Origin of the sequence: Paenibacillus sp. MCAF9, from assembly GCF_052114265.1 — a bacterium.
Lineage (GTDB): Bacteria > Bacillota > Bacilli > Paenibacillales > Paenibacillaceae > Pristimantibacillus.
Map to the genome: position 1 here is coordinate 610,857 of NZ_JBFREL010000001.1, position 25,699 is coordinate 636,555.

Annotated in this window: 26 protein-coding genes; 1 reads left to right on the top strand and 25 read right to left on the bottom strand. The window is 43.7% G+C overall.

Going from position 1 to position 25,699, the window contains the following annotated elements; all coding sequences use genetic code 11:
- Positions 1-99 precede the first annotated feature (99 nt).
- The 12 genes from AB4Z45_RS02840 to AB4Z45_RS02895 all read right to left on the bottom strand — a co-directional run bounded on the left by AB4Z45_RS02840 (position 100) and on the right by AB4Z45_RS02895 (position 11,942).
- Entirely contained in the window at positions 100-618 is a 519-nt protein-coding gene (locus AB4Z45_RS02840) for a GNAT family N-acetyltransferase (RefSeq protein ID WP_441907795.1), read from the bottom strand.
- Positions 619-783: 165 nt separating this feature from the next.
- Positions 784-1,014 (bottom strand): hypothetical protein, encoded by a 231-nt coding sequence (locus AB4Z45_RS02845; RefSeq protein ID WP_441907796.1) that lies wholly within the window; start codon positions 1,012-1,014, stop codon positions 784-786.
- A gap of 240 nt (positions 1,015-1,254) precedes the next feature.
- Entirely contained in the window at positions 1,255-2,085 is an 831-nt protein-coding gene (locus tag AB4Z45_RS02850) for a copper amine oxidase N-terminal domain-containing protein (protein WP_441907797.1), read from the bottom strand.
- Positions 2,086-2,330: 245 nt separating this feature from the next.
- Positions 2,331-2,666: an immunity protein TriTu family protein gene (locus AB4Z45_RS02855; RefSeq protein WP_441907798.1), complete on the bottom strand. Its 336-nt coding sequence runs from the start codon at positions 2,664-2,666 to the stop codon at positions 2,331-2,333.
- A 179-nt stretch (positions 2,667-2,845) separates the two neighbouring features.
- Positions 2,846-3,382, bottom strand: coding sequence for a hypothetical protein (locus AB4Z45_RS02860; protein WP_441907799.1), 537 nt, complete (start codon positions 3,380-3,382; stop codon positions 2,846-2,848).
- A 163-nt stretch (positions 3,383-3,545) separates the two neighbouring features.
- Positions 3,546-4,073 (bottom strand): GNAT family N-acetyltransferase, encoded by a 528-nt coding sequence (locus tag AB4Z45_RS02865; RefSeq protein ID WP_441907800.1) that lies wholly within the window; start codon positions 4,071-4,073, stop codon positions 3,546-3,548.
- A 149-nt stretch (positions 4,074-4,222) separates the two neighbouring features.
- Positions 4,223-5,947 (bottom strand): assimilatory sulfite reductase (NADPH) hemoprotein subunit, encoded by a 1,725-nt coding sequence (gene cysI / locus AB4Z45_RS02870; protein WP_441907801.1) that lies wholly within the window; start codon positions 5,945-5,947, stop codon positions 4,223-4,225.
- Positions 5,948-5,999: 52 nt separating this feature from the next.
- On the bottom strand, positions 6,000-7,862 hold the full coding sequence (locus tag AB4Z45_RS02875) for an assimilatory sulfite reductase (NADPH) flavoprotein subunit (protein WP_441907860.1): 1,863 nt from the start codon (positions 7,860-7,862) through the stop codon (positions 6,000-6,002).
- 340 nt (positions 7,863-8,202) lie between these two features.
- A complete protein-coding gene (locus AB4Z45_RS02880) occupies positions 8,203-8,991 on the bottom strand; it encodes an undecaprenyl-diphosphate phosphatase (RefSeq protein WP_441907802.1) in 789 nt (262 codons plus the stop codon).
- A gap of 51 nt (positions 8,992-9,042) precedes the next feature.
- A complete protein-coding gene (locus AB4Z45_RS02885; RefSeq protein WP_441907803.1) occupies positions 9,043-10,356 on the bottom strand; it encodes a hemolysin family protein in 1,314 nt (437 codons plus the stop codon).
- 30 nt (positions 10,357-10,386) lie between these two features.
- Positions 10,387-10,746: a Lin0512 family protein gene (locus AB4Z45_RS02890; RefSeq protein WP_076269289.1), complete on the bottom strand. Its 360-nt coding sequence runs from the start codon at positions 10,744-10,746 to the stop codon at positions 10,387-10,389.
- A 47-nt stretch (positions 10,747-10,793) separates the two neighbouring features.
- Positions 10,794-11,942 (bottom strand): DUF3900 domain-containing protein, encoded by a 1,149-nt coding sequence (locus AB4Z45_RS02895; protein ID WP_441907805.1) that lies wholly within the window; start codon positions 11,940-11,942, stop codon positions 10,794-10,796.
- A 250-nt stretch (positions 11,943-12,192) separates the two neighbouring features.
- Here AB4Z45_RS02895 and AB4Z45_RS02900 point away from each other — a divergent pair, with 250 nt between their 5' ends.
- Positions 12,193-13,119: a methyl-accepting chemotaxis protein gene (locus AB4Z45_RS02900; RefSeq protein ID WP_441907806.1), complete on the top strand. Its 927-nt coding sequence runs from the start codon at positions 12,193-12,195 to the stop codon at positions 13,117-13,119.
- Between the two features lie 128 nt (positions 13,120-13,247).
- Here the strand turns inward: AB4Z45_RS02900 and AB4Z45_RS02905 are convergent, their stop codons facing one another.
- The 13 genes from AB4Z45_RS02905 to AB4Z45_RS02965 form a co-directional block, all read right to left on the bottom strand.
- Entirely contained in the window at positions 13,248-13,754 is a 507-nt protein-coding gene (locus AB4Z45_RS02905; RefSeq protein WP_441907807.1) for a shikimate kinase, read from the bottom strand.
- A gap of 117 nt (positions 13,755-13,871) precedes the next feature.
- Positions 13,872-14,354: a hypothetical protein gene (locus AB4Z45_RS02910; RefSeq protein WP_441907808.1), complete on the bottom strand. Its 483-nt coding sequence runs from the start codon at positions 14,352-14,354 to the stop codon at positions 13,872-13,874.
- A 258-nt stretch (positions 14,355-14,612) separates the two neighbouring features.
- Positions 14,613-14,987 carry a VOC family protein gene (locus tag AB4Z45_RS02915; RefSeq protein WP_441907809.1) on the bottom strand — a complete coding sequence of 125 codons (375 nt, stop codon included), beginning with the start codon at positions 14,985-14,987 and terminating at the stop codon, positions 14,613-14,615.
- A 183-nt stretch (positions 14,988-15,170) separates the two neighbouring features.
- Positions 15,171-16,265 carry a nitric oxide synthase oxygenase gene (locus AB4Z45_RS02920; protein WP_441907810.1) on the bottom strand — a complete coding sequence of 365 codons (1,095 nt, stop codon included), beginning with the start codon at positions 16,263-16,265 and terminating at the stop codon, positions 15,171-15,173.
- A complete protein-coding gene (locus AB4Z45_RS02925; protein WP_441907811.1) occupies positions 16,265-17,110 on the bottom strand; it encodes an EcsC family protein in 846 nt (281 codons plus the stop codon). Before AB4Z45_RS02925 ends, AB4Z45_RS02920 begins: the two co-directional genes overlap by 1 nt.
- A gap of 65 nt (positions 17,111-17,175) precedes the next feature.
- Entirely contained in the window at positions 17,176-17,838 is a 663-nt protein-coding gene (gene modB / locus AB4Z45_RS02930; protein ID WP_441907812.1) for a molybdate ABC transporter permease subunit, read from the bottom strand.
- 50 nt (positions 17,839-17,888) lie between these two features.
- Positions 17,889-19,970 (bottom strand): HelD family protein, encoded by a 2,082-nt coding sequence (locus AB4Z45_RS02935; protein ID WP_441907813.1) that lies wholly within the window; start codon positions 19,968-19,970, stop codon positions 17,889-17,891.
- A gap of 80 nt (positions 19,971-20,050) precedes the next feature.
- Positions 20,051-20,341, bottom strand: coding sequence for a DUF1294 domain-containing protein (locus AB4Z45_RS02940; RefSeq protein WP_339209079.1), 291 nt, complete (start codon positions 20,339-20,341; stop codon positions 20,051-20,053).
- Between the two features lie 66 nt (positions 20,342-20,407).
- On the bottom strand, positions 20,408-22,948 hold the full coding sequence (hrpB, locus tag AB4Z45_RS02945; protein WP_441907814.1) for an ATP-dependent helicase HrpB: 2,541 nt from the start codon (positions 22,946-22,948) through the stop codon (positions 20,408-20,410).
- Between the two features lie 27 nt (positions 22,949-22,975).
- Complete coding sequence (locus AB4Z45_RS02950; protein WP_441907815.1) at positions 22,976-23,800, bottom strand: hypothetical protein; 825 nt, start codon at positions 23,798-23,800, stop codon at positions 22,976-22,978.
- Between the two features lie 22 nt (positions 23,801-23,822).
- Positions 23,823-24,773: a magnesium/cobalt transporter CorA gene (corA, locus tag AB4Z45_RS02955; RefSeq protein WP_441907816.1), complete on the bottom strand. Its 951-nt coding sequence runs from the start codon at positions 24,771-24,773 to the stop codon at positions 23,823-23,825.
- Positions 24,774-24,873: 100 nt separating this feature from the next.
- Positions 24,874-25,185, bottom strand: coding sequence for a hypothetical protein (locus tag AB4Z45_RS02960; RefSeq protein WP_441907817.1), 312 nt, complete (start codon positions 25,183-25,185; stop codon positions 24,874-24,876).
- Between the two features lie 63 nt (positions 25,186-25,248).
- Positions 25,249-25,692 carry a GNAT family N-acetyltransferase gene (locus tag AB4Z45_RS02965; RefSeq protein WP_441907818.1) on the bottom strand — a complete coding sequence of 148 codons (444 nt, stop codon included), beginning with the start codon at positions 25,690-25,692 and terminating at the stop codon, positions 25,249-25,251.
- Positions 25,693-25,699 lie beyond the last annotated feature (7 nt).

Below are 25,699 nucleotides of genomic sequence, written 5' to 3' on the forward strand. Positions count from 1 at the left end.
CGTTAGCTTATTAATAAGGCTATGTTTAATTCTAATGTTGAAATTTAACCATAAGAAACCACCTTGCTAAAAAGGCGGTTCATTGAGCTATCGTGCCCTTTAGTTTAAAAGTCGCAATCTTAATATCATTAGGTCTTCATCGAAATACTGTTCATCAAACTTTAATGCATGTGGTTCTATACCGTAAACTTCAAACCCCAGCGAGACATATAAGCGTTTTGCTGATTTGTTATTAGACACAACCGTCAAATGAATCTGTTCCAACCCTTCACATTCTTTTGTTGCTCTTTCAATCAAGGCTAATAGAAGGGCTTTACCTACCCCCCGTCCTCGAAATAGAGGCTCTACATACATACCATAAATGTTTCCTTTATGTGCCGTCTTAAGCCTGTTTTCACGTGAAAAATTGACAATGCCAACTAATATGTTACTGTCGTCAAAACATCCCAATGTAAATTGATCTTTTGTATGGTGTATCCTTTCTATAATGTGCCCCAATGGTTTAGTTTCTTCTTGCTCATATGTTGATCCAAATGCATCGGGTTCATTTTTCAATGCACGCAACCTTACTTCTCTATACATTTGGGCATCAGAGCCATTCAACAAACGAATGTTCATTAGTCACTTCCGATCATTTATCAAATTGTTTTAAATAAAACTTGCGGATTGATGAAAACTTCCCGTTAGCTCAACGAGGCTGCCGATTCATACCGGCAGCCTCGTCATAGTGAATGTTAAGCTATAATTCCCCGTTAGTTGAGCAGCGTGGTGATGTTGTTAAATTTAACGAATAAAACTAATCAAGACTACCACCGCACCCATTAACACTAAAATTGAAAATACAAAGTAGCTGAAGATCTTTAGAGGACCCGGCATTGAATTTAGATCTATTTTTTTCATTGGTCCTCCACCCTCAATACTTTGAATAGAGCGAAGGTTCTCATCAACATAATTATCGTCACTGTACGAATGTTCCTTTTCGAGCTGGGTTTCATGGATGTTGTTTGTGCTCATTCCAAATCCCCTCTCAATTCGGTTTATATGGAATATTCTACCACGCTTATGAAACTCATGTAACCCATCGCCACGCTAACCAGTCCGTTAGTTTAACAAAGAAAGGAAGCAGCTGCCGAAGCAATCTACTCCATGTTTGTTCAACTATCGTTCCTCATTAGCTTAATGAAGAATCGAATATATATTAGTTATTTTAGATGCGGGTATACGCTAAACCATTATGAGTGAGATTAATACAAATTATATCCATATATTTGGAAATCCACTTCTTAATGAATATCTTACATTATCAACCTTCCATACCCCATCGGTATAAATAAGTTTAGTTAGCCGATCAACCACGTAAAGTTCTCTTCCATCTGCATATATATCAGATCCAACGACGATCGATTGTGTAAAACTTGCAGTTGTTTTGCTTGTATAGTAAGTAGAGCCTGTATGTTCTTCAAAATAAAGTTTTTCTTTCAATCCTTTGTTTGGAATAATCGATGAAATGATGAAATTCTCAGTAAAGTAAGGTTTGAAATGAGTTTGAATTTGCTTTATGGAAGACACATCGTTCGCTTCATTTAATATATTGGACAGAAGTTTTAGGYGGGCGCCTGTTAACGTTTGGGAGGCTGAAATCTTAATGGAAGGTTGTTCCATGTTTATAACGATTTTCTTTCCATTCAACTTAATAGTTGCTTGCTTAACCTGCTGGTTCCACTTTACCTCGGCTCCGAGCGTCTGGGAGACAAATCGCAACGGCACATAGGTGGTGCTTTTGATTAGCTCGGGCGGAGCATCCAAATCAACATTCAACTGATTGACTCGCACTTTTGTGAAGTTGACGGCAAGCAGTATTTCAGTATCGTCTTTGTTGATCGTGATTATTTTGTGCTCCTGATTCCAGTTTACAGCTGCGCCCATATGTTGAGATACGGCTCTTAAAGGTATAAGCACTCGGTTGTTTTTCAATTGGCCATTTTCAATAACCTCATCTTTTTCGTCCGCGAACCCTAGGGTTGGTACTGAGAGAAGAATCAGTATCGCAGAAGCCAATAAAGTCAAAGTCAGTTTTTTAATCATAATAACCTCCTTATACTGATAGAAAGCGTGTTTAACCCTTATTCCATTCAACACTCCACACTTCGTGCATATATTCAATACAAGTTGTGGACTGGTATCTAATTAACAAATAATACCATGTCACAATCCTATACGTTATAGAAAGTTAGTTTGTTGCGTAATACTGCTTATTTTATTTAATAAGAAGATCAAGCTATGCAACTCCTGCTCATCCATGTATTGTTCAACTATCGTGTCCCGTTAACTTAACGATTTTGGACTTCAGGCTTCAATCCTGTTTGCAGGACATGAAAATACTCAGCTAATATTTCGTCAAAATTGGGTTCGACAGGTAACTTCTCAATATATCTCCATAAAATCATTTCTTCCGATCCAATGTGAACAACCTCATACTCCATCTGCTTAGATTCCCAGACAGTAACTTGACCAATGCATCGATCAGATTCATTAATTATGCCGGTAGAAGGGTCGGGAACACTGCTTTCAGGAAGATCGTGCTTCACAAATTCCGTAGAAATGGATAAACTCGCCAGTTCACTCTTGTTAGATTCCACCCATAACTTAAATTTTTCCCGAATCATTTTACATCCCTCCCTCATGGAGTAATTATATCAACTCGAGATAAGAATTAAACTACTTTGACTGAAAATATGGCTTTGTTCCACGACGCTAAACTGCCCGTTAGCATAATAAGAAGAGCAGCCACCGTAGCGCCTGCTCATCATTTGCGTTATTCCACTATCGTTCTTCGTTAGTTCAATCATTTCCTACTTTCTTCTTCAAACTCCTTGATTAACCCTTGGGACCTTTTCATTGCTTCCTGGCTGTCTTTCGCTGGTGCTGTAATCATATATCCGTTTGATGAGGACCACTGGCCATCATCATTCATAACTTTAATTGTAAATTCAGAGAATTTATCATCAGTATATACCCAACCGTAAGTAAAAATATTAGGCTCTATTCTACCTTTATCATCTATGATTCGAAAAGCGGAAAAAATGGTTGTAAAATTATGACCATCGTAATGCAACTCTAATTTTGTTCTATCTTTAGGAATGTGAGGAACCTTACTTCCTTCAAAGTCAATTTCACCTTTAAAGCTTCTTTTTCCATTTATATGATTTTGCAATTTCCCATCAAGATGTACTTTTATACGTTCGGTTATTCCTTCCGTTCCTAATTGATAATATACACCATTGATGGTCTCTGAGTACTGCTTAGGTATCAAGTACCAAATAGAGAATACACTTAGAATTATTGCAAATGCAGTAAGTACAACAGTAATTTTCCGCTTCATTACACACCCCCTTTTTTTTAGGCTCTTCCTTTAATAAACGTAAACATACTCACTAATTTGCACTATCCTGCCCGTTCGCTTCATGAAGCATCGTCAGTCTAACACTTTATTTTCTCAGTCTAGAACTTTATTTTCTTCTGACAAGAATAGTTAGCTGCATTGATTATAGGTCTATCCAAAATCTCTTAATAATATTGCCATTTTCCTCTACGAATTCTGATTCCAATACGCCACCATTTTTTAAAATTGTTTTTTCTGAGCCGATATTCCCTTTATCACAAACAACTAGAACTTTTTGATGGCCCCAATCTTTTAACAGCTCCAACGTATTTGATAAAATGATATTGGCATACCCTTTTCTTCTCTCCGATGGACGAACGCCATATCCGATATGGCCGCCTTGATTGAGCAATTTTTCATTCAATCGATGCCGTATATTAACCGCTCCTACAATTAAGTTGTCCTCACTTAGGAGCCAATAAGTGGTATGAGGAACACGATCACTGCTTGATATTTTGGATTCCGTATCTTCAGCATACAAAAAATCTATCATGGCATTAAAATCTTCCGGTTCTCTCTCAATGACCCACGGTACCATATCTTCACCGCTCTTTATCCAGTCCTCATAAAAGGATATATACGCGTCGCGGTATTCGATCGTTGGTTTAATTAATATCGCTGATTTTGGCATAAGCACGCTCCACTCCGATGATTTTTACCAAATTAACACATTTCATGAATAGGGTCAATCTTATTTCATCGATGATTCAATGTGCTCTTCATAACAAAGAAGACTAAGGCAAATCGCCCTAGTCTTCTTTTGCTTAAATTATACTTAAATTAGTTATGGAATTGTTGACCATCATGAACAGCCTTTACATAACCCGCGCGGATTACGAAATCTCCGAAATGCTCGCCCGTTTCCCGTTCCTTTGCATACTGATTAATAATCGGTTTTAAAGTATCGAGAATTTCGGTCTCATCGATATTTTCACGGTAAAGCTTGTTTAGTCTATCACCTGCATAGCCTGCGCCCATATACATATTGTATTTGCCGAGTGCCTTGCCGATAAATGAGATTTCTCCAAGCGCTGGTCTTGCGCAGCCGTTCGGGCATCCAGTCATCCTAATGTTGATCTCCTGGTCACGCAGTCCTGCTTCATTAATAATCGGCTCCAGCTTATCGATCAGTGTTGGAAGGTAACGTTCTGCTTCCGCCATAGCAAGACCGCAAGTCGGCAACGAAACACAAGATAATGAGCTTCGGCGCAGCGCAGAGTGCTGCGTACCGTCCGTAAGTCCGTATTGCTCTGCTAGCTCCGTAATTTTGCGTTTCTTCTGGCTGCTGACATTACCGATAATAAGATTCTGATTCGGAGTAATGCGGAAGTCGCCTGTATGAACTTTGGCGATTTCGCGCAAACCCGTCATTTGCGGGTTGCCTTCTTGATCCTCAATACGTCCGCTCTGGATAAACAACGTCAAATTCCATTTGCCGTTGCTTCCCTTCAACCAGCCATAACGGTCTCCGTTATTTTGGAATTGATAAGGGCGTACCTCTTCAAGCTGCCAGCCAAGACGGTTTTGCAGCTCGGTTTTGAACCATTCAATCCCATGACGGTCAATCGTATACTTAAACCGAGCGTTTTTGCGAACCGAACGGTTGCCATAGTCACGTTGAATCATAACGGTCTTCTCGGCAAGCTCCACAACACGCTCGGGCGGACAGAAGCCAATCACTTTACCAAGCTGCGGATAAGTCGTTGTATCGCCGTGTGTCATCCCCATACCGCCGCCAACGGAAATGTTAAAGCCCTTCAGCTTGCCATCTTCCACGATTGCAATGTAGCCGATGTCTTGAGAGAATACATCTACATCATTAAATGGCGGAATCGCAAATCCAATTTTGAACTTACGCGGCAAATATACAGGTCCGTAAATAGGCTCTACTTCCGCTCCATCCTCTTTACCATCGATTACTTTTTCTCCGTCCAACCAAATTTCATGATAAGCGCGAGTACGCGGCGCCAAATGATCATTCACTTGACGTGCCCAGTAGCTTACTTCCTCATGATGGTTCGATTGAAAAGGATTAGGACTGCACATAACGTTTCGATTAACGTCACCGCAGGCAGCAAGTGTAGTCATCAGCTCGCTATTGATTTTTTGAAGCGTAGGCTTCAAATTCCATTTCAAAATGCCATGCATTTGGAACGTTTGACGTGTCGTGAGACGCAAAGTCCCGTTGCCGTACTTGTGAGCTAATTCATCCATGGCAAGCCATTGATCAGAGGTTGCTACACCGCTTGGCAGTACTACCCGGATCATGAATTGAAATGCAGGCTCCAGCTTCTGCTTTTCACGCTCGTTGCGCAAATCCCTGTCATCCTGCATATAACTTCCATGAAACTTCAACAACCGATTGTCATCCTCAGGCAAACCGCCTGTAATCGGATTGCTCATCGTTTCTACTAATGCGCCGCGCAAATAGTTGCTTTCGCTTTTGATATGCTCAACTTCACTTGGCGGTCCACCGATAGGTTTTACCAACTGCTCTTTCGCCATTGTTGCTGTCTCCTCTCGCAATCATTCAAGTACTCTTGTTGTTATCTATTTATTAATAAACATCACGTTGGTAGCGCTGTTGATCCTGCATATCATTCAAATAAGCTGCCGCTTGCTCAGCGCTTAATCCGCCCTCTTGCTCAATGACAGTTAATAGAGCCGTATGCACATCATGTGCCATATGTTTCTCATYACCGCAAATATAAACATAAGCGCCGGCTTGAAGCCATTCGAATAGCTCACGGCTCTTCTGCAGCAAACGATGCTGTACATATACCTTCTCTTCCGTATCGCGGGAGAAAGCCACATCAAGTTTGGTCAAGACGCCGTCTTTAAGCATTCTTTGCCAATCGGTCTGATATAGGAAATCCGTAACAAAGTGGCGATCACCATAAAACAGCCATGATTTTCCTTCTGCTCCAATTTCCTCGCGCTCTTCAAGGAATGCACGGAATGGAGCAACACCAGTACCTGGACCAATCATAATAATTGGAGTATTCGTATCCGCAGGCAGCTTGAAATTCGGATTTTGTTGGATATAGATCGGCAGACTGTCGCCTGGTTGTACACGCTCTGCACAATGTACGGAGCATACCCCATAACGCTCACGACCATGAGACTCATAACGAACAGCTCTCACGGTAAGATGAACCTCATCCTCATTCGCTTTAAAACTGCTGGCAATGGAATAAAGTCTTGCTGGCAGCTTACGCAAGATAGCAACAAATTGTTTTGCGCTTCCTTGCCAAGGCTCAAAATCCTGCAATAAATCAAGCAGATCCCGACCGTTAATGTAGCTTCTAAGCGCTTGCTCTTGCCCTTGAGCTAGCAGTTCACGAAGTGCTGGGTTCGAAGTCAGTTCGGCTGCTTGCGTGATCAGCGGTTTCGTTAGAGCTGTAATTTCATAATACTTAAGTAGAGCTTCACGCAATGAGCCTTGCTCACCGCTCTTATTGATCGGAACAACTTCTTCAGCGTTCCAATTCATTTGCTTAATAATCGCATCCACTAGCTCTGGATGATTTTCCGGATAAATCCCCAGGCTATCCCCTGGCTCATATTGTAAATTAGAGCCTTCAAGCGACAGCTCCAAATGACGAGTTTCCCGATCAGAGCCGCGGCCATTCAAGTTAATATTCGCAAGAACTTCAGCCTTAAAAGGGTTGTTTCGCGAATAGGCGGATTGTTCTGGTGTTGTTTCGCTGCTAGTTTGCGCTATAGCTGCAGTCGTTCCCGAGGCAGCATTCAAACGATCATTTAATGAGCTGATAACCTCTGCTGACCAGCCAGCAACAGCCTCATCATAATCGAGGTCACAATCTACACGAGGAACAAGACGTTTTGCGCCAAGCTCTTCAAGACGTTGATCAAAGTCTTTACCCGTTTGACAGAAAAATTCATACGACGTATCGCCAAGCGACAAGACAGAAAAGCTTACATTTTCTAGCTGTGGAGCTCGCTTGCTGTAAAGGAACTCGTGGAAGCTCTTCGCATTATCCGGCGGTTCCCCTTCACCATGAGTACTGACAACCAAAAAAAGGTTTTCGACTTTTTTCAAATTGTTCGTCTTAAACTTATTCATTGGCGCAAGTGTTACTTGCAGACCCTGTTCTTCCAGCTTGCGCGATAAGCTGGTAGCTACCCGCTGGCAATTGCCGGTTTGAGAGCCAAACAATACAGTTACCTCACGGGAAACCGCTGGTTGACTGATAGCCGAAATAACTTCCGCAACTGCTGCTCCCTCGGAGACAGCCTGCACATCCGCACTTATCGTTAACGGACCTGCTGATGCTTGACGAGCGAACAAATAACCTGTCAGCCAAATTTGCTGAGACTCCGTTAGTGATGGTACAAGGCGATTCAGAAGGTCAACTTGCTCTTGATTAAAAGGACTGTTCGTTACCTGAAGTTGCAACAATATCCACCTCTCATAAACATAAAATCATCATTAGTTTTCATAGTTAACTTAAAATTAGTGCTTCAGAAGTGCTTCAATAATTATTAACCTAACATAATCAGACAAATCCATCAACGATGATTTCACGCTCCTAAATTACAATTTTATGGAAAAAGATCGTTATTCATCCACAAAACAAAGAAATCAGGGCAATTTGCCCTGATTATCTCGGATATATTAGAAAAAATGATCGATTGGATATAAATTAATGATAGTTGATCCAAGCGAATTTTTGCTACATTATATGTAGTTGAAAATCATTCTCGATAATTTTGTCGAAAATCAGTGTTCTCTCCATTTATAAAATAATAAAATAAAATAGTGCTGCGAGCACAAAACGATAATAGGCAAACCATGAAAGCCTAATTTTTTTCATCATGTTTATGAACGTTACGACCGCAATCATCCCTACAACAAATGCAGCTATTAGTCCAATTAGAAACAGAGGCAAATCCGACATCGTGAGAAACTCTCGGCTTTTAAGTAGGTCTATTCCGCTCGCTCCAGCCATAATCGGAACGGATACTAAAAAAGTAAATTCGGCCGCAGCCTTCTGGCTTACACCAAACAGCATGCCGCCAGATATCGTCGAGCCTGAACGCGAGAAGCCCGGCCATAATGCGAGTATTTGAAAACATCCAACAGCAAAGGCCTGTTTGTAGGTAATGTCATCAAGCTCCTCTGCAGTCGGCTTCTTTCGTACACGATCGGCGATAATCATCAGAATTCCGCCCGCCACAAGACCAATCAGCACCTTCTCAGCAACGAACAACTCGCCTTTTATAAACGAATGAAGCAAAACAGCACAAGCTCCCGCCGGTGCCATTGCAATAATGATGTGAAGAGCATTCAAACCCGAATTTTTGCCTACCTTGAAATTAAGTAAACTCGCAAACCGATTTCGGTATAACACAAGCACAGCAAGCACAGCGCCAAATTGAATGACCACCTCAAAGGTTTTCGCTCGATCACCTGTGAAATTCAACAGCTCCGCTGTTAAAATCAAATGACCCGTTGATGAAACTGGTAAAAACTCAGTAAGGCCCTCCACGATACCCATAATAATCGCATTAATTAGATCACCCAACGCCCAATCTCCTCCTAGAAATAGACTGAAAATTACTCACTCTATACAAGCCTATGCATGTCCGTAGGTTCCCATTTCATTTTCGATCAAATCGGTATGAATTTCGATTTTCCGGATTCGATTGTCGTCACGTTCACGAATAATAAAGGTCATATTCCCATAGGTCCACGGCTCTCCGATAGGAAGTTCGGGCCTCTGATTAAAGAGCCAACCGCCTACAGAATCTACTTCTTCACTTTCAAGATCAGTTCCTGCAATCTCATTCCAATCACTGATCAGTGCCTTGCCGTTAACCAAATAACGCTGCTGCTCAATATATTCGATTTCTTTCACTTCATCCTCATCGAACTCATCACGGATTTCCCCTACAATTTCTTCTATGATGTCTTCGATGGTGATTAGCYCCGCCGTTCCACCATACTCGTCCAACAGAATTGCAATTTGAACGCGTTCCTGCTGCATTTTGCGGAGCAGCTTATTGATCGGCATGACTTCAGGAACCGACATAACGGGCTGAAGCAGAGATGTTACGTCGATATCTCGGTTTGTTTCATAGCGGAGAAAAAATTGCTTTGTATTTAATATCCCAATGATGTTGTCTTTGCTTCCTTTGGCCACAGGGAAACGCGTGTATTGCTCTCTTATTATAATTTCGAGGTTCTCCGCGCGCGTATGATCCACATACAAGCAGGCCATATCCGTCCGAGGAACCATAATTTCTCTCGCAAGCCGCTCATCAAACGCAAAAATCCGGTTGACATAGCCATACTCGCTTTTATTAATTTTCCCGCTCTCATAGCTTTCCGACAAAATAATGCGGATTTCCTCTTCGGAATGAGCCTCATGCTCATTCGCTGGCTTTAAGCCCAGCAATCTTACCAAGGAGTTCGCAGATCCGTTGAGAAGCCAAATAAACGGATACATCACCTTATAAAAAACGATGATAATTGGAGCTGTAAACTGACTGACTTCTTCCGATTTAATGATGGCTAACGTTTTGGGAGCAAGTTCTCCTAGGACGACATGCAAGTACGTTACAATGATGAAGGAAATGACAAACGAAAGCACCGAGCTTAGCTCGCCCTCGATATGTATCCGATCAAATAACGGGTGCAATATAAGCTCAATCGTTGGTTCTCCCAACCATCCGAGGCCAAGCGCCGTAATCGTAATGCCGAGCTGGCAGGCAGATAAATAACCGTCAAGCTTGCTCGTTACCTGCTCAACCGCTCTAGCATTTTTCATGCCCTCTGCTACCATCTGATTGACGCGGCTTGATCGCATGCGAATAATTGCAAATTCAGTCGCGACAAAAAAAGCTGTAAATACGAGCAATAATACGAATAGTGCAAGCTTTAAAACCATCGTCTTCTCCCTTTTGCAATGGAGATGCTACTAGTAGCCCACCTCAACCGATGCATTAACGATGTAAATCAAATCGTTTTTATCATCTTTGTCCGGCAGTACTACACCGCTAGTCGTCAGCATGCCGCCGTGTATGACTTCTACAGTCACTTGTCCATACGGCAGCACTGCTTTTACCTGCTCAACGTCAAGAAGCTCATGATCACAAGGAAGTGCAAGCCTTACCCGCACCTTCATGTTATCAAGCGTTCCTCCTGGCAGTACGGATCGCAGTCCGGGCATCGAGTTATGATGAATCGCGTTTTGTACCGCGCGCACCGATGCCTTTGTAATATTTTGACCGTGTAGATCGCATCCCATGCCTATTTCTATAAAAAATAAGTTGTCCACTTAAATATCCTCTCCTTCAAAGTGAAATTTCATACGTACTAGATGACTTACCATGGAACATCATCGTTATTGCCAGTGCCTTCTCCAGTAGGGGTGTAGCTATATCCGGAATCCGCATCCTCAGCAGGCTTCTTGCTTCCGATACGCGGCATAACATTAACCAGATCAAGCGGCTGGACGAGCTCAACCGGCGACATGCCCTTGTCGAATTGAAAGGAATCCCCTTCAATTACGACGACGTAACGTCCGTTATGCTTGGCAAAATGGATGCTGTCGCCAAAGTCAGCAAGCAGACCTTTTACTGTAACGTCGCCTAGTTTAAATGTAAAAGGTAAATCCGGCTTCTGCTCAACTAATGCCGCAGCTGCAACTTCTACCTGCTCCGGCGTCCACCACTCCTGAAGGTCGCGCTTCTCACTTGCCGCCCACACCTCGACCGCATTTTCTTCCTCGCGGCGCTCCGAGCTTTCATCCTCTTGCCACTTATCCGCAATATATTGATGAACCATCTCCACCACTTGCTCTCCCATGACCTCAGGCAAAGGCTTCTCATAAGAAACATATTTTAAGAAATCTTCAAAATATCGAGCGTGCGACGCCTGATGAATTTTTAGCTCCCAATGCTCTAGCATGCCCTCCTCCGGCATATGCGGATACTGAATCGATTTGATGCTGCGAGCAGATATCGCCATCTCCACCTGGGAGATTAAGCTTTTTTCATCCGAAATACGAGCAATCTTAGGCTCAAAATCACATTTCAGCAAAAATAAAAACGGCTCATCGAAATACGTATTAAGCTTGGATAACGCAATAATAAATGCGCCTCCCCTTACTGCACTCGTATCCATGTAGATTCGAACGAGCTCGTCGGCAATGCCGATAAAGCGCTCCTTGGAATCCGCGTCACGCAGCCGCTGAAATAAATTGTAGTTCTGATTGCTGCCGAGTTCATAACCGGGCTCGACCATAAATCGTCCAATCTTCGTTGGCGCGCTTGCTGAGTTAGGATTGCGCTCTACTTTTCTTTTGACGATCCGTTTAAATTCATCATCCAAAAACCTTTGAATTTCACTATCTTCATATGTGTCTTCTTCTAAAGTTTGATAATGTTTAAACCGTTTTCCTGATGATGTGGCACTCTCTTCACCATCGGTATGAATAACGAAAAAGGATAAATATTGCATATTAAAATCCACGTTTATAATTCCTCCAAACAAGCTGATGTCATCTACTTAGAATAGCATATCTCGCCCCTTCTCGACATCAGATGAGAGAACCAATCACATTAATCTCTCAAATGAATCTGATAGAATTTCAAACATGTTCCAAATGCGTTTCAAACCCTTGATAATAATATCTTGCACAACTTGTATAATGTTTGTAGAATGTTGTGAAGGCTATTTTTGCTTACTATAAGCATTCGAACGAATGAAGGAGAATCTCTACATGACAGAATCGAACACCGTGCTACATATGACTACCCAGGTATTGGACAAGAGAGCTGTTCTTACAGCTATTGAGCAGTCGCTCGCCATGATTGAATTCGATGTTCAAGGAAAGGTTTTATGGGCAAACGAAAATTTTGCGCAAGCCATGGGATATCACTACACAGAGATGCCAGGCATGCAGCATAAGCAATTTTGTTCGCAACAATTTGTGAATAGCACTGCGTATGCCAAACTCTGGGAAGACTTGCGCAATGGACTACCCTTTCAGAATAAAATTTTGCGGACTACAAAAACCGGAAATGCAATTTGGCTGGAGGCCACTTACATGCCGGTCAGAGACGAAGAAGGCAGAGTCATTGCAATTTTAAAAATGGCAACCGATATTAATGCCCGCGAGCAGGCTACTTCTCAGATGACAGAAAATTTGCTAAAAATGTCCGAGGAGCTGCTCGGCCGTGCCCAAGAAGGGATATCACACAGCCAAGAAGTGGAAGCGGCAATTGAAAGAGTGGCTGTAGGTGCAAGCGATAATATGACTGTCCTCCACCTGCTGGAACAACAAACAAGCTTTATTCGTAAAATCGTTCGTACCATTCGCGATATTGCATCGCAAACCAATATTTTATCATTAAATGCGGCAATCGAAGCTGCACATGCCGGTGAGCATGGCCGGGGCTTCAATGTGGTCGCGATAGAGGTCCGCAAGCTGGCTGGTCAAGTCCATGAAGCAACCAAAGAAGTAAATGGGTATGTAGAAGATATCGTAAACCATGTTCAAGAGGTCGTAAACGGCACCAAGCTCTCACAGGAAGTCGTTGCGGAAAGCCAGCAGCGCATTCAACGTGCTGTCGATGAATTCATGAGCATCGGAGAAGCGGCGCGGCAGCTGGATATACAGGCGAAAGAGCTTAAAAATACGATATAGCAATCTTCTTCAGCATGGCCCGAAATGAGATGCATACAATTCTCCTGTACGGCCTCTAGCTGTTTTATTCCCCTTGCACGAATATTTATGTAATATTTAGTAAACATTGGGTGCGAGATTTCGTTCCTTTATTTCTGCATGCTCTCTAAAATTTCACTAACACAATGTTCGATATCCTTATTTGAGCAATCAAAAGTTCTATCACTATACTTCATGTATAGCGGCACTCTTTCCTCATAAACGTCCTTCAGGCTATTTCCTTTCTTCATTACAATCCCTCTAGTTGCTATGTTTATGAGTCGCCTTTGAATCTCTTCATATGGGACATGCAAATAAACGATATGCCCAACCTGTTTCAAGGCATTCATAGCTTTATTTGAATAGATAACACTTCCACCTGTAGAAATAATACAATTTTCCAGTTCCAGTACAGAAACTATTTTCTCTTCGATTTCCATAAATTTGTCGATACCCTCATGATCAATTATTTCTTGCAGCAACCTACCTTCTTGTTGTTGAATAACAAGATCTGTATCGATGAAATCCATTCCTAAAGCTTTTGCAAGCAGCACACCTACAGTGCTTTTACCCGCTCCTGACATACCGATTAGTACGATATTTATATTTTTCCTCACCTTTGTAATGCCTCCATCTTCCCCTTAAAATAAATCGAACTAAACCTCAAAGTAGCACGGCAAGGCTGTCATCCTACCGGCTGCCTCGTTCAGTTAATTGTTCAGATCATTATCAGCCTAATCCTTTACACCGTTTGTCAGCCGCTTGTTGATTAACTCATCAATTTGATTGATCGCTTCTTCACTTAAGAAATATGACTTTTGTACTTCAAGATCTGTAATCATTTTTAGAGGTTTGCTATTCCAGTATCGAAATCGTTGCTCAGAGGATGCATATTTTACGATAATGTCGTAGTTTGGTCCGATAGCAACAACCTCCCCTGTAGCTCTAACCGCATCTTTTATTGCATCTGAAAATGCTTGAAATTCATTTTTCTCGGTAAGAGTCGCTAATGGTTTAGGCAATGGCTCTAAATCTATGCCATCAGGTTTTAAGATAACAATTTCCTTTATTTCATTCACTGGCAATTGTGCAAATGGCAAATTTTCTTCAAGTACAGTATTTTCGGAAGTTCGGTCTGACGCTGCGGGATCAGACTTTGTGGAACAACCAGATAGACAAACCGCAATAAACAATACCAAGCAGAAAAGCTTTTGCACAAGAACCCCTGCCTCTCTAACAGTCAAATTAAAAGTACACACATCTACTTCGACGTATATTAATAATTTTATGTTGCTTGATTTTTGAGGATCTCCTGCAAAGATTTGCTAGATGAAAGTTCTTATTAGAAATCGTTATGGCCAATAAAAAGAGCAGGCTGATTAGCGCCTGCTCATCCAAATGTATGATTCAAATATCATTTAACGTCAGCTAATAAAAGTCTATCAGTTGATTACAGTTTACCAAAATTAACATTCCTAGATAGTATGTGCGACCAACATATTGCCATCAGGATCAAAAAATTTCAAAAACCTTCTTCCTTCCTCACCTGGCGGTGCTTTTGGGTCACCATGTACCTTAACGCCAGCTTCAGATAGCTTTCTGCAAAGCTCATCCATATCCTCTACCTGAAAACCAATGCTCGGAAACGGTTCGCCGTTAACTGTAAACGTTGATGATTCCTTATCTGAAGACTTCCATAAAAAGATATGTGTTTTATCTTCCTTAAAGCCTATAATAGCAAATTCACCGAAATTAGCATGTAACGTACAATCGAGATTGGTAATATACCATAAAGCTGCATCCTCCAAGTTTTTCACTGGAATCTGTACATGGCTAATAAATTTTCCCATAAAGAGCCTCCTTATTTTTTTGTCTCCTATTAAAACAATCAGGCTTTCATCATTTTCTCTGCAAAAGCCAGTTCATCTCAAAATTCGACATCACATGCTTAAAATAAAAAAATAGAGGAGATTAGCCCAATTCATGAACTAACATTCCTCTATTTATCTTACTACATTTCATACATTATTTGCTTAATATGGAGCAGCTTGCGCTCGATAAGCAGGCGTTCGTTCCGTATCATCAAAGCTGCGATGCCATATGCCTGTGGTAGCGGGTGACATCGGGGGAATAAGCCATGACCAACGACCGGTCACTGCTCTCCCCTGCTCCTGCTCTTGCTTCTCAAAACGTAGAAACTGCTCCGATGCTGTATGATGGTCAACAATGCTGACGCCCTGCTTTTTAAATGAATACAGTACAGCTACATTTAGCTCCGTTAAAGCACGGTCCTTCCATAACGAAGTATTCGTTGACATATCAAATTGAAAAAGCTTTGCAACATTCGGCAGCTGATTATAGCGACTGGTGTCCGATAGGTTTCTCGCTCCGATTTCAGTACCCATGTACCATCCATTAAAAGGAGCAGCCTTATACAAAATTCCACCTATTTCAAGCTCCATATCAGATATAAAAGGAACGGCGTACCACTGCAATGCGAGCTGCTCGAACTCCTGATTCTCAGGATGCGTCAACGCAACCTCTAGCACGTTCTCCTTAGGCAGCTCATACCATTTAGGCGATTTCCCTGAAAGTGAAATGACTAGCGGAAGCACGTCAAATCGAGTACCTTCACCCTTCCAGCCCAGCTTCTCACAAACAGCTGTAAAGGCTGCGGAGGCAGGGTCGCCAATAATAGCTTCCCCCTCGCTGTAACCTGCATAACGTACGAGCTGATGATTCCAAATTCTTACGTTATTTTGGGAGTGGCTGGCCGGAAAAATCGTAATAGCTGGCCTAATCCTGCCTCCATTTGTTGCATAGCTCATATGTTGGAAGATTCGTTTTGCAGCATCTAGCTCATCCACTATATCGCGTGCGTCGAATACTTCCAGCGTCTGCCAAAACAATCGACCGATACAGCGGTTATTGTTCCGCCACGCCATCTTTGCACCATGCCTTAGCTCTTCATACGTATGTATATAATAACCAGTATCCTCTAATTGCTTCAGCACTTCATCAATTCGCCGCTTCGCTTCTTCTTCGGTTTTTCCAAGCTCATAATACGCTTCACCTAGAAAAGCAATCGCTTGCTCGGCTATGGTCTTTCTCATGCTGCTCGTCGTCATTATGCTTTCGCCTCGTTTTCCCCCAGCTTTATTAATACTCTGCGTTTCCGGTACAGCATGGTTGCTGCTTCTGCAACATCATTCAACATGCCCCGATTAATGAACGCTCCGAATAACATGCCTGCCACAGGTATCATTTGAAATAGCTTCTTCCAGCCAAAATTGTCCCGATAAACAGCAACCACTTCACTCCAGCCCTGCAGCTGCGACAGCATTTGATTGCTTCGGTTCACTTCCTCATAAGCACTGAGCTCATCAAGTATCGCATTTTTTCCTACAATATCTGAAGAAGCAAATTGCATTACTTTAACTGTAAATACACGTTCTTCCTTGCTTTTTGGATCAAACCCGTAGCAAATCGCAATTTCTTGAATGATCTTCAGCGATAAGCCGAGTATGGCTGGAATATCGATCGCTAATGTAAAAATGCCGCCAATTCCTGTCGTTGCCCCTTGAAGCGTGGCCATTTTCGAGCGACTGGATGCCAATTGCTCAGCAGTTAAGTTTAAAATAGACAACGGCATATTAGCCACATCGTCAATGGTCGTCTCTTCATGATCGGCTCCAAGAAGCACATCGTTCTGAGCCGCATTATGATGCAGTTTCTCAATAACCGAACGCTCCGAAATCAAATATTTCCCGCCATTTTGAATATAGCTTCCGATCTCATCCACTGCAAGTCCAAGTTTTTCCTGTATAAACTTTGGAGTAATTTTGTCGAGCAGCATAAATGGCAAACGCCCAAGCTTTTCCCAAAACCATAAATCCTTCTGTTCTTTTTCCCATTTCTCTATTTCAAGCAAAGCAGATTTCAAATTTTCTGGTGAATCCATGACAGTAGACATCTTCGGGCACGCTCCTTCTCCGCAAGTAATACGCAGAAAAACTGGATTCGGATTCGTCCTTCACATTATTGTTCCAATTTGCGTCCCGTAAACAGCAGCATGACAAAAGAGAACGAAATGATAGCTATCGTCCAAGCCCAAGCCATTCCCATTTCACCCGTCTCAACAGCGATGTAAATAGCAGTAGGTACTGTCTGCGTGCGACCTGGTATATTTCCTGCAATCATCAAGGTTGCGCCAAACTCGCCAAGGCCTCTAGCAAATCCTAGCAGGTATGCCGTAGTTAGTGATCGTTTAGCAAGCGGCAGCGTGATATATCTCAGTACCTGCAGCTCACTGGCTCCTGCTGAACGTGCAGACTCCTCAAGATGGCGATCGACGGAAAGAAAACCAACCTTCATCGTCTGATAAACGAGCGGAAACGCAACAATGACCGCCGCGATAACCGCGGCGATCCATGAGAAAACGATAGGTTGAGCAAATAACCACTCGTATGCTTTACCGATCCAGCTCCCTCGTCCAAGCGTAATGAGAAGAATGAACCCAACGACGGTTGGGGGCAGGACCAGCGGAAGCATGAAGAAGGTTTCTACAGTACTTTTGCCTTTAAAAGAATGCCGTGACATGAAGCTTGCTACGAGCATTCCAATAATGGCAACGATAATGCTAGCCATAATAGATACTCTCAAAGAGAGCCATACTGGCGGCAGCCATTCGTCCCAGTTCATAAATAAGTAGCCTCCGGATAGACGTTATGTTGCTGCCTATTATATCGAAATTAAGCTTCGTCGCCCAGCAGTGATGTGAGTTTTCCGCGATAAAACAGCTTAAGCTTATGCAAGGCGCGCGTGCATCCGACGTACAATAGCTTCGCATCAAGCTCAGAATAAGCTTCCTCGCTCGCATCTGCTACAAGAACAGCATCGAATTCCAAACCTTTGGACAAATAGACAGGTACGACAGACAGGCCGCCGCCATATGCAGGCTGCTTGCTCTGCACTAACGAAGCGTCCAAACCTTGCTTAATCAAGAAGTTATAAATTTCTTCGCATTCAATCGCTGTACGGCCAATGACAGAAATCGTCTCATATTCCGCCTTCGATTGCCATTCACGGATAGTGCCTTCAATGGAAGCTAACCAATTATCGTTTTCAACTGGCACTGCAAGAACGGCATCTCCGCTTCGGAAAACAGGCACTGCAGGTTTGACTTCGCCGATCATGCTTCCTAAAATTTTGTTGGCAAATTCGATAATTTCCATTGTCGAACGATAGCTTCGATTGAGCTCATAAAAGTCAATTTGCTCTTCATTAAACAAAGCGGTAAGCTCTGTCCAGCTTTGTACGCCTGCGTAGGCATGAATACCTTGCTGCAAATCGCCTAGCACGGTCATCGATGCTGTTCTTTGACACAGCCGAAGTACTTCCAGCTGAAACGGAGAATAATCCTGTGCTTCATCTATAACGATATGATCGAAAAACTGCTTCGGCAATCCAAATAGCTGAAGCTGGATATAGGCGAGCGGTGCCAAATCCTCCGCAGCAGCCATTTCTTTTTTTAATCGTTCGGCAGTTGCAGCTGCGATAACCTTAGGAATACGGCTCTCAAGCAGTTTTCCGCTGAACAACGAAGCATATAGCTGTAAAGAGGTATAGGCCGGAATTTTTTTGGTGTAGCTATTAAACTTAGTGAGCGCCTTCGCTCTTATTTTTTTATCAACAATCCGCTTCATCTTCAGCTCGGACTCCATCCAGCGACGAATCCGACTAACAAGTCGATCCCGTTTCTTCATGAGCGTCTCTTCGCCATAATCGGTATCATACCACTCGCGGATTTGCTCTGGCGACAGCTCAAGCCCATCAATTGGCATAAAAGATGTCGTTGGCACAATTCGTTGCTCAAAGTTAGCGATCCGCTCATCTATAATGGCTTTAAAATCGAGATTCCCTTTAAAGCGCCCGGATGCATTCTCCACTTCTGAAGCGGTTCTGCGTTCTTCGAACCAATAAGCCATCGTATCGGAAGGATCGCTGACGGTTACTGCTTTTTCCAGCAGCTCAAGAGACCAGTCACTGAATGTCGTTTGCTGAATATCACCCACACCTAGCTCTGGCAATACACCGGATATGTAGTCTAGGAACATTCGGTTAGGCGCAAAGATGATCATTCGCTCCGCTCGCATCCGATCGGCGTACTGATAAAGCAAGAAAGCAAGTCTATGCAGCGCAACGGTCGTTTTACCGCTTCCCGCGACGCCCTGTATAAACAACGCTTTGTTACGATCCGCACGAATAATACGGTCTTGCTCGCCTTGAATCGTAGAAACGATATCACGCAGCTTATTATCCTTGTTCTCTCCTAAGCGATACAAAAGGAATTCATCCGTTACCGAGCCTTCTTCTTGGCCGCGTACATAACTATCAACCAGACGAATGATTTCTCCCTGGCGGATCATGAAATTTCGCTTTAAATGGACATATCCTTCAATTTCTCCGTCAGGCGATTGATAGGAAGCTGGCGCTTCTCCGCCTGTGAAGGAATAAAACAAGCTTGCTGCTGGCGCACGCCAATCGATGACAAGCAGCTCATTGCTGCCTTGCTTTGCCACGCCGGCTTTTCCAATATATAAGGGCTTTGTTTCGCCCACTGGCAACTCTTGAAAATCAATGCGGCCGAAATAAGGCTCACGCTTCGATATTTCAAGTCTAAGTCTACGTTCCTCTTGCTGTAAATCGAGCATTTGCTCTGTGAAATCATCGCCTTTGTAGCGTGGACCAATTTCTTGAAGCTGATTTACAATATCATTCAGCGACTCGGTTAATCGATCCTGCTCTTCTTGATAGGCACTTTGAACGGTCATGTCAGTTACCTCCTAAGTTTGTGGTGTGCAAGAAAAAAAAGAGAAGCCCCAATATACCATAGGAAGGCTTCTCAAAGCAATCAAGAGTTTACAGTCATTCCAATAAGCTTGGCAGCTCCTAGAATGAGCAATATATTTAAGACAAACAGAAAAGGAATTCCTACTGTAAACGAGCGATGTTTTGTTTTATGACGCCATTTTTTCATCGCAAGCCATGTTCCGCCTGCACCGCCAATAGCACTCAGCAAAAACAATCGTTTTTCGGGAACACGCCTGCGCTGCTTCTTAGCGCTTTTCTTATCAAAGCCCATAAGCGCAAACGTGTAAATATTTATAAACAGCAAATATAGTATGACTAAATAAATGATCATTGCTTTGGCACACATCCTCTCAGAATAGGGAGATTTCTCATGCTTAGGCAGAAACAGCTGAGTCCCTTATGTGTTTCTCGGCTTCGCTCGATTCGTCGGCATCGCTGTGTAAGGATCATCCGGCCAATAATGCTTCGGATAACGTCCTTTCAAATCCTTCTTTACTTCGAAATACGTATTCTCCCAAAAGCTGCGCAAATCACGCGTCACTTGAACCGGTCGCTGCGACGGAGATAAAAGATGCAGTGTAACCGGCAATCTGCCCCTTGCTAGTCGTGGTGTATCCGTTAGACCGAATAGCTCCTGTAACCTTACGGCAAGCACTGGCGACTCCGGATCACTGTAGTCTATCGGTATACGAGAACCGCTAGGTACAACGATATGGGTAGGAACCTGCTCATCAAGCTCCTGTTTTTGCTTCCAGCTAAGCTTGCCTTCAAGCAGCTGATGCATGGAGAGCTTTTGTAAATCAGCACGGCTCTTCATCCCGAATAGATGCGGCTTCAGCCACTCATCAAGCGTGCCGAGAAGCTCTTCATCTGAAGCATCGGGCCAATCATCGCCAGCCTGCGCCATCAGCTTCATCCTTGCTTTCAACTGCTGCGCTTGCTTGCTCATTGGCAGCATTACAAATCCAGTTTCCTGAATCGCAGAAATCAAAGCATCCGCAACAAGTTGTTCATCCGGTTTCTGAAGAATGCTTTCTTTCATCACAATACTGCCAAGTCGCAATCGTTTCCTTGCACGAACAGCTTGTGCAGCAGCATCCCACTCTACGACCTCTTCAGCTGTTATATAGCCACTTAGATAATGCTCGATATCGCTTAGATGAAGTTCAGCCGCTAACCGTATCCGGCTTTCGGAGCCTGTATCATCGAGCTCGCAAGCAGCAAGATAAGCTGAACGCGATAGCGGCTGAAGTTCAGGCAATACAGCTCCTCTGCCGTTAGCTAATAAGTATCGGCCATCGCTGCGCCTTTGAGCGATTCGGTCCGGATACGCAAATGCCAGCAAAATGCCAATCGGAATAGGCGACTTGTGCTGAGCTTTCTTCTCAGAAGCTGTCTCGGCAGCGGTTTGCGCTGACAATTTCCGCTCCCATTGATCCGCTTGCGCGATAATTCGCCGTACTGCGCCTCTGCTGGGATGCTCGGAGCTGCCGCCCATCAGCAGTTTGCCATCTTTTCCGGACAGCTGATATAACAAATCCAACCGTAGCTGCACATCTACATTGCGCTCCTGTGGAAGTAAATCACGTTCGCTTAGCAAAGCTGCTGCATCACATGCGAGTCGTGCAGAACCTAGCTCTGAAGCCTGCAAAATCATGGAACCGAGCCGCGGATGCAAACCAAACTGTGCCATTTTCACTCCCGCGGCTGTTGGTTTACTGTAACCATCTATTGCGTTTAGCTCTTTCAGCAAAGCAACCGCTTGCTCATAAGCAGCTGCAGGCGGCGGCGTCAACCAATTAAGCTCCAGCGGATCTTTTATTCCCCAAATGGCTAGCTCAAGGGCAAGGGCAGCAAGATCTGCCTCAAGCAGCTCGGGTGTACTCTGTTTCGGCAAATAAACTTGCTCTTGCTCTGTCCATAACCGATAACAAGCACCTTTAGCCAACCGTCCAGCTCTCCCTCGGCGCTGATCCGCAGAAGCGATCGAAACCGGCAATGTTTCCAGCCGAGTCATGCCTGTTCTTGGAGAAAACCGGGGAACTCGCATTAAGCCGCTGTCTACCACAACCTTAACTCCTTCAACGGTCAGACTTGATTCTGCAATGGAAGTCGCAAGCACAACCTTGCGTTCGCCCTCAGCACATGGAGCAACAGCCGCATCTTGTTGCTCGAGCGGCAAGCTGCCATGCAGTTCCTCTACTCGAGCAAATGAAGATACGCCGCTCTCCATCAGCCATCTGGCTGTGCGGCGTATCTCAGCAACACCTGGCAAAAACGCTAATACATCTCCATCAAACGAACGGAGCGCTTCCATAATTGTTCGTGCCATGTGGGGCTCTATAGGTCCCGTAAGCCTTGCTCTCATGTATTGTGTCTCAACAGGGAAAACCCGGCCTTCACTTCTAATAATTGGTGCACCCTCAAGCAGCTCGGCAATCGGCTCTGCATCCAGCGTTGCTGACATAATAACGAGGCGTAAATCATCTCTCAGCAATTGCTGTGATTGCAAGCAAAGCGTTAAGCCAAGATCGCCATGCAAGTGCCGTTCATGGAACTCGTCGAACAAGATCGCCCCAACCTGCTCGAGTGCGGGGTCCTCCTGCAGCATGCGCGTTAATACACCTTCGGTCACCACTTCAATGCGTGTTTGCGAACTAACCCGAGAATCTAGTCTCACCCGGTAACCAACCGTTTCACCAGCCTGCTCGCCAAGTGATTTTGCCATAAACTGAGCGGCTGAACGTGCGGCGAGTCTGCGCGGCTCAAGCATTATTATTTTTTTGCTTCCCAGCCATGGCTGATCAAGCAGCGCAAGCGGAACTCGTGTTGTCTTTCCGGCCCCCGGCTCTGCGATCAGCACCGCATTCACACCGCTTTGCAGAGCCAATAGCAGTTCCGGCAATACCTGATCAATCGGCAATTGCTGTTGATTCATGCTGATTGCTCCTTATCTTATCTCAACTCATTTTACGATTCGAATCATTTGTACAATCGGTCTGTTATCCCCAGGCAACGATGCCTTGCTGCCAAAAAGCTGGGACGACCCGTCACCATCTAGAAATATGCCGTCAACCAGCTTTCCATCACCAACGGTTGATATAATCGCTTCTCTAAATACGGCAAGCGAGTTTTTCGTTTCGCTAACAATTAAATATAATGCCCCTGCTTGATCGTACACCGCTGCCGATCGCAAGCGATTGTCATCTGGGAACGGCGCATTCTCCTTAACCGACTGCTGGGTCCAATGCGCATCATCGCCTAAGCTCATGCTAATGCCGCCTTGTGCCCAGAAACGTGTGTGATCCTTCACTTTTATCTCGGACGCTTGGCTTGCAACCTGAACGCTTAATGAATCAGAAGCGCCATCCCAGACGAGTGTGCCTCGCGCATATTTTACGTTTTCGCTACCCGTTCCGAAATTGCCAATTTCCTTATTAACCGGAATACTATTTACGACTCCGATGCTTAACAGCTGATTGCCATAAAAAAATCCACCGTTAATTCCGACCTTCCCTGTAAGCGTAACATTCGTATTGATTGTTTCCAGCGTGACATAGGCGGGCTTTGTTTGCAGTACGTGCAGCTTTACTCCGCTAGGCGATGTCTCTGAAAAATAGGAGTAATGCAACGCTTGCTCAGACTTTGAGAGATTAACCGCATTGCGATTTTCGAGTGAAATAATCATCAAATAAAGCATGACCACGAGTACAAGCATAATGCCTGCCATAATGCCGACTATGGTGAACAACCGCTTTTTGCTCATCCGAGCAGGTTCTTTCATTTCCATTGCTCTCCAAGCTCCTTAACTTTCATTTAAACCAACCTTTGCTTCGGAACCAAGCATACATGCCAAGCCCGATGACGAGCATAATCGTTATGACAGCAAAATAACCCCACGTCCACTCCAGTTCAGGCATATTACGAAAGTTCATGCCATAAATACCAGCCAAAAAAGTGAGCGGCATGAAGATCGTCGTGATAACGGTAAGAGTTTTCATAATGGAGTTCATCCGATTGGAGTTAAAGGAAATGAAGCTGTCACGAAGATCTGCCGTCATCTCTCGACTTGAATCCATCATTTCAGTCAATTTGAGCAAATGATCATAAATATCATGATAAAAGGCCATATAAGGCTTCAGCCCGTCAATGCGATCGGAATTCGTTATACGATACAATAAATCACGCATGGGGACAATCGTTTTGCGCAAACGCAGCAGCCTAGAACGTATGTTGAATATATCACTCATAGCCGTTTGACTTTGTTCGTCGCCGCTTCCGATTTCCATGTCAAGAAGCTGGTCTTCCAGCTCATGAACCGCAGGAAAATATTGATCAACCAGCTTGTCTATTACGAGATATGCCGCATATAGCTGGCCTTTCTCGCCGATCTTCGTGCTAGATAATAGCTTAGTTTGAGCTTCCTCAATCTCTGGTGATTGCTCATAATGAAACGTAACAATAAACGATGGACCGATGAACATATTGATTTCATTTACGGTCAACGTCTTACGCTCAATTTCGTGCAGCACAAAAAAATGAATATCGTCGTAATGATCTACTTTCGGCCGCTGAAGCAAATGGTAGCAATCCTCGATAGCGAGCGGATGAAAATGAAAAAAGGTATCGAGCAGTCTGCACTCCTCTTCATTCGGGTTACTAAAGTCGACCCAATACCAGTCAAGCTCAGGCGAGTTTAGATCTTCTATCGTTAAATCAGTTAACCATTGCTTTTGTTTTGTATAGCCTACTATTTTAATCAAAAGATGTTCCTCCGTTCTAAGCGGCACACGATCGATCTTATGACCGATTGTTCAACTTTATCATTTTACACGATTTCACAATCGCTGTAATGTAACTCCGCTATTTTATTCCGCTGCTTCTTTTATATTTATCGATGAGCATTCCCTCTAATTGGCGCCTTGCTTCCAAATTTAAGTCTAGATTGCGGATAAATGCTTTTTTTCGCAGCAAATTGCGGATGTCCCAATCATTGTTCATGAACCAAGTAAAACGCGAATCTTTGTACAAATGCTCAAACCATTCGTATTCTTTTGCCCATTTTCGCAGCTTTCTCTCGTACTTTGTCTGTTTGAGCTTCTCCCATTTCCCGTTTCCGTCCGCTATAAATAAATCGGCAATAAACTCAAAGACAATTTCAATTAACATCCCCATTGTTATCTTGTCTCCCGGCATGGCGTAGTCGGTAGTCGGTAAAAGTCAAAGCAGTACGCTGCTTCATTGTTTAAGCTGCATGTTCGTATAATAGGGTTCAAAGCCACAACTCGTCCAAAATTGCTGCCCGCGCGGATTTGAGGCCAACACATCAATCGTCACTTTGGCACCGCTAGGAAATGAGTCGCGGACTAATTGTTTTAATACTGCGCTTCCATAACCATGGCTCCGTTGCTTTCGAGCGATGTAGTACTGTCTGAGATAAACATTTGACTCTTCTGGATAAAAAACATCTGCGCTGATTTGATATACCGCATAACCTAAAATAGCAGAATCCTTCTCAAACAATGAAATCTCCCAATCGCTTGACAGCCACCCAAGAAATCTGTCCTCAAGCTGCGCGAGAGTCATTGGATTACGGCTGCCTTCATCCTCGATAAGCTCTTTGTTCATTTGAGAGAGAAGCTTAAGATCATCGATCGTCGCTTTCCGTATCCAAAATTCCAATTCGCAA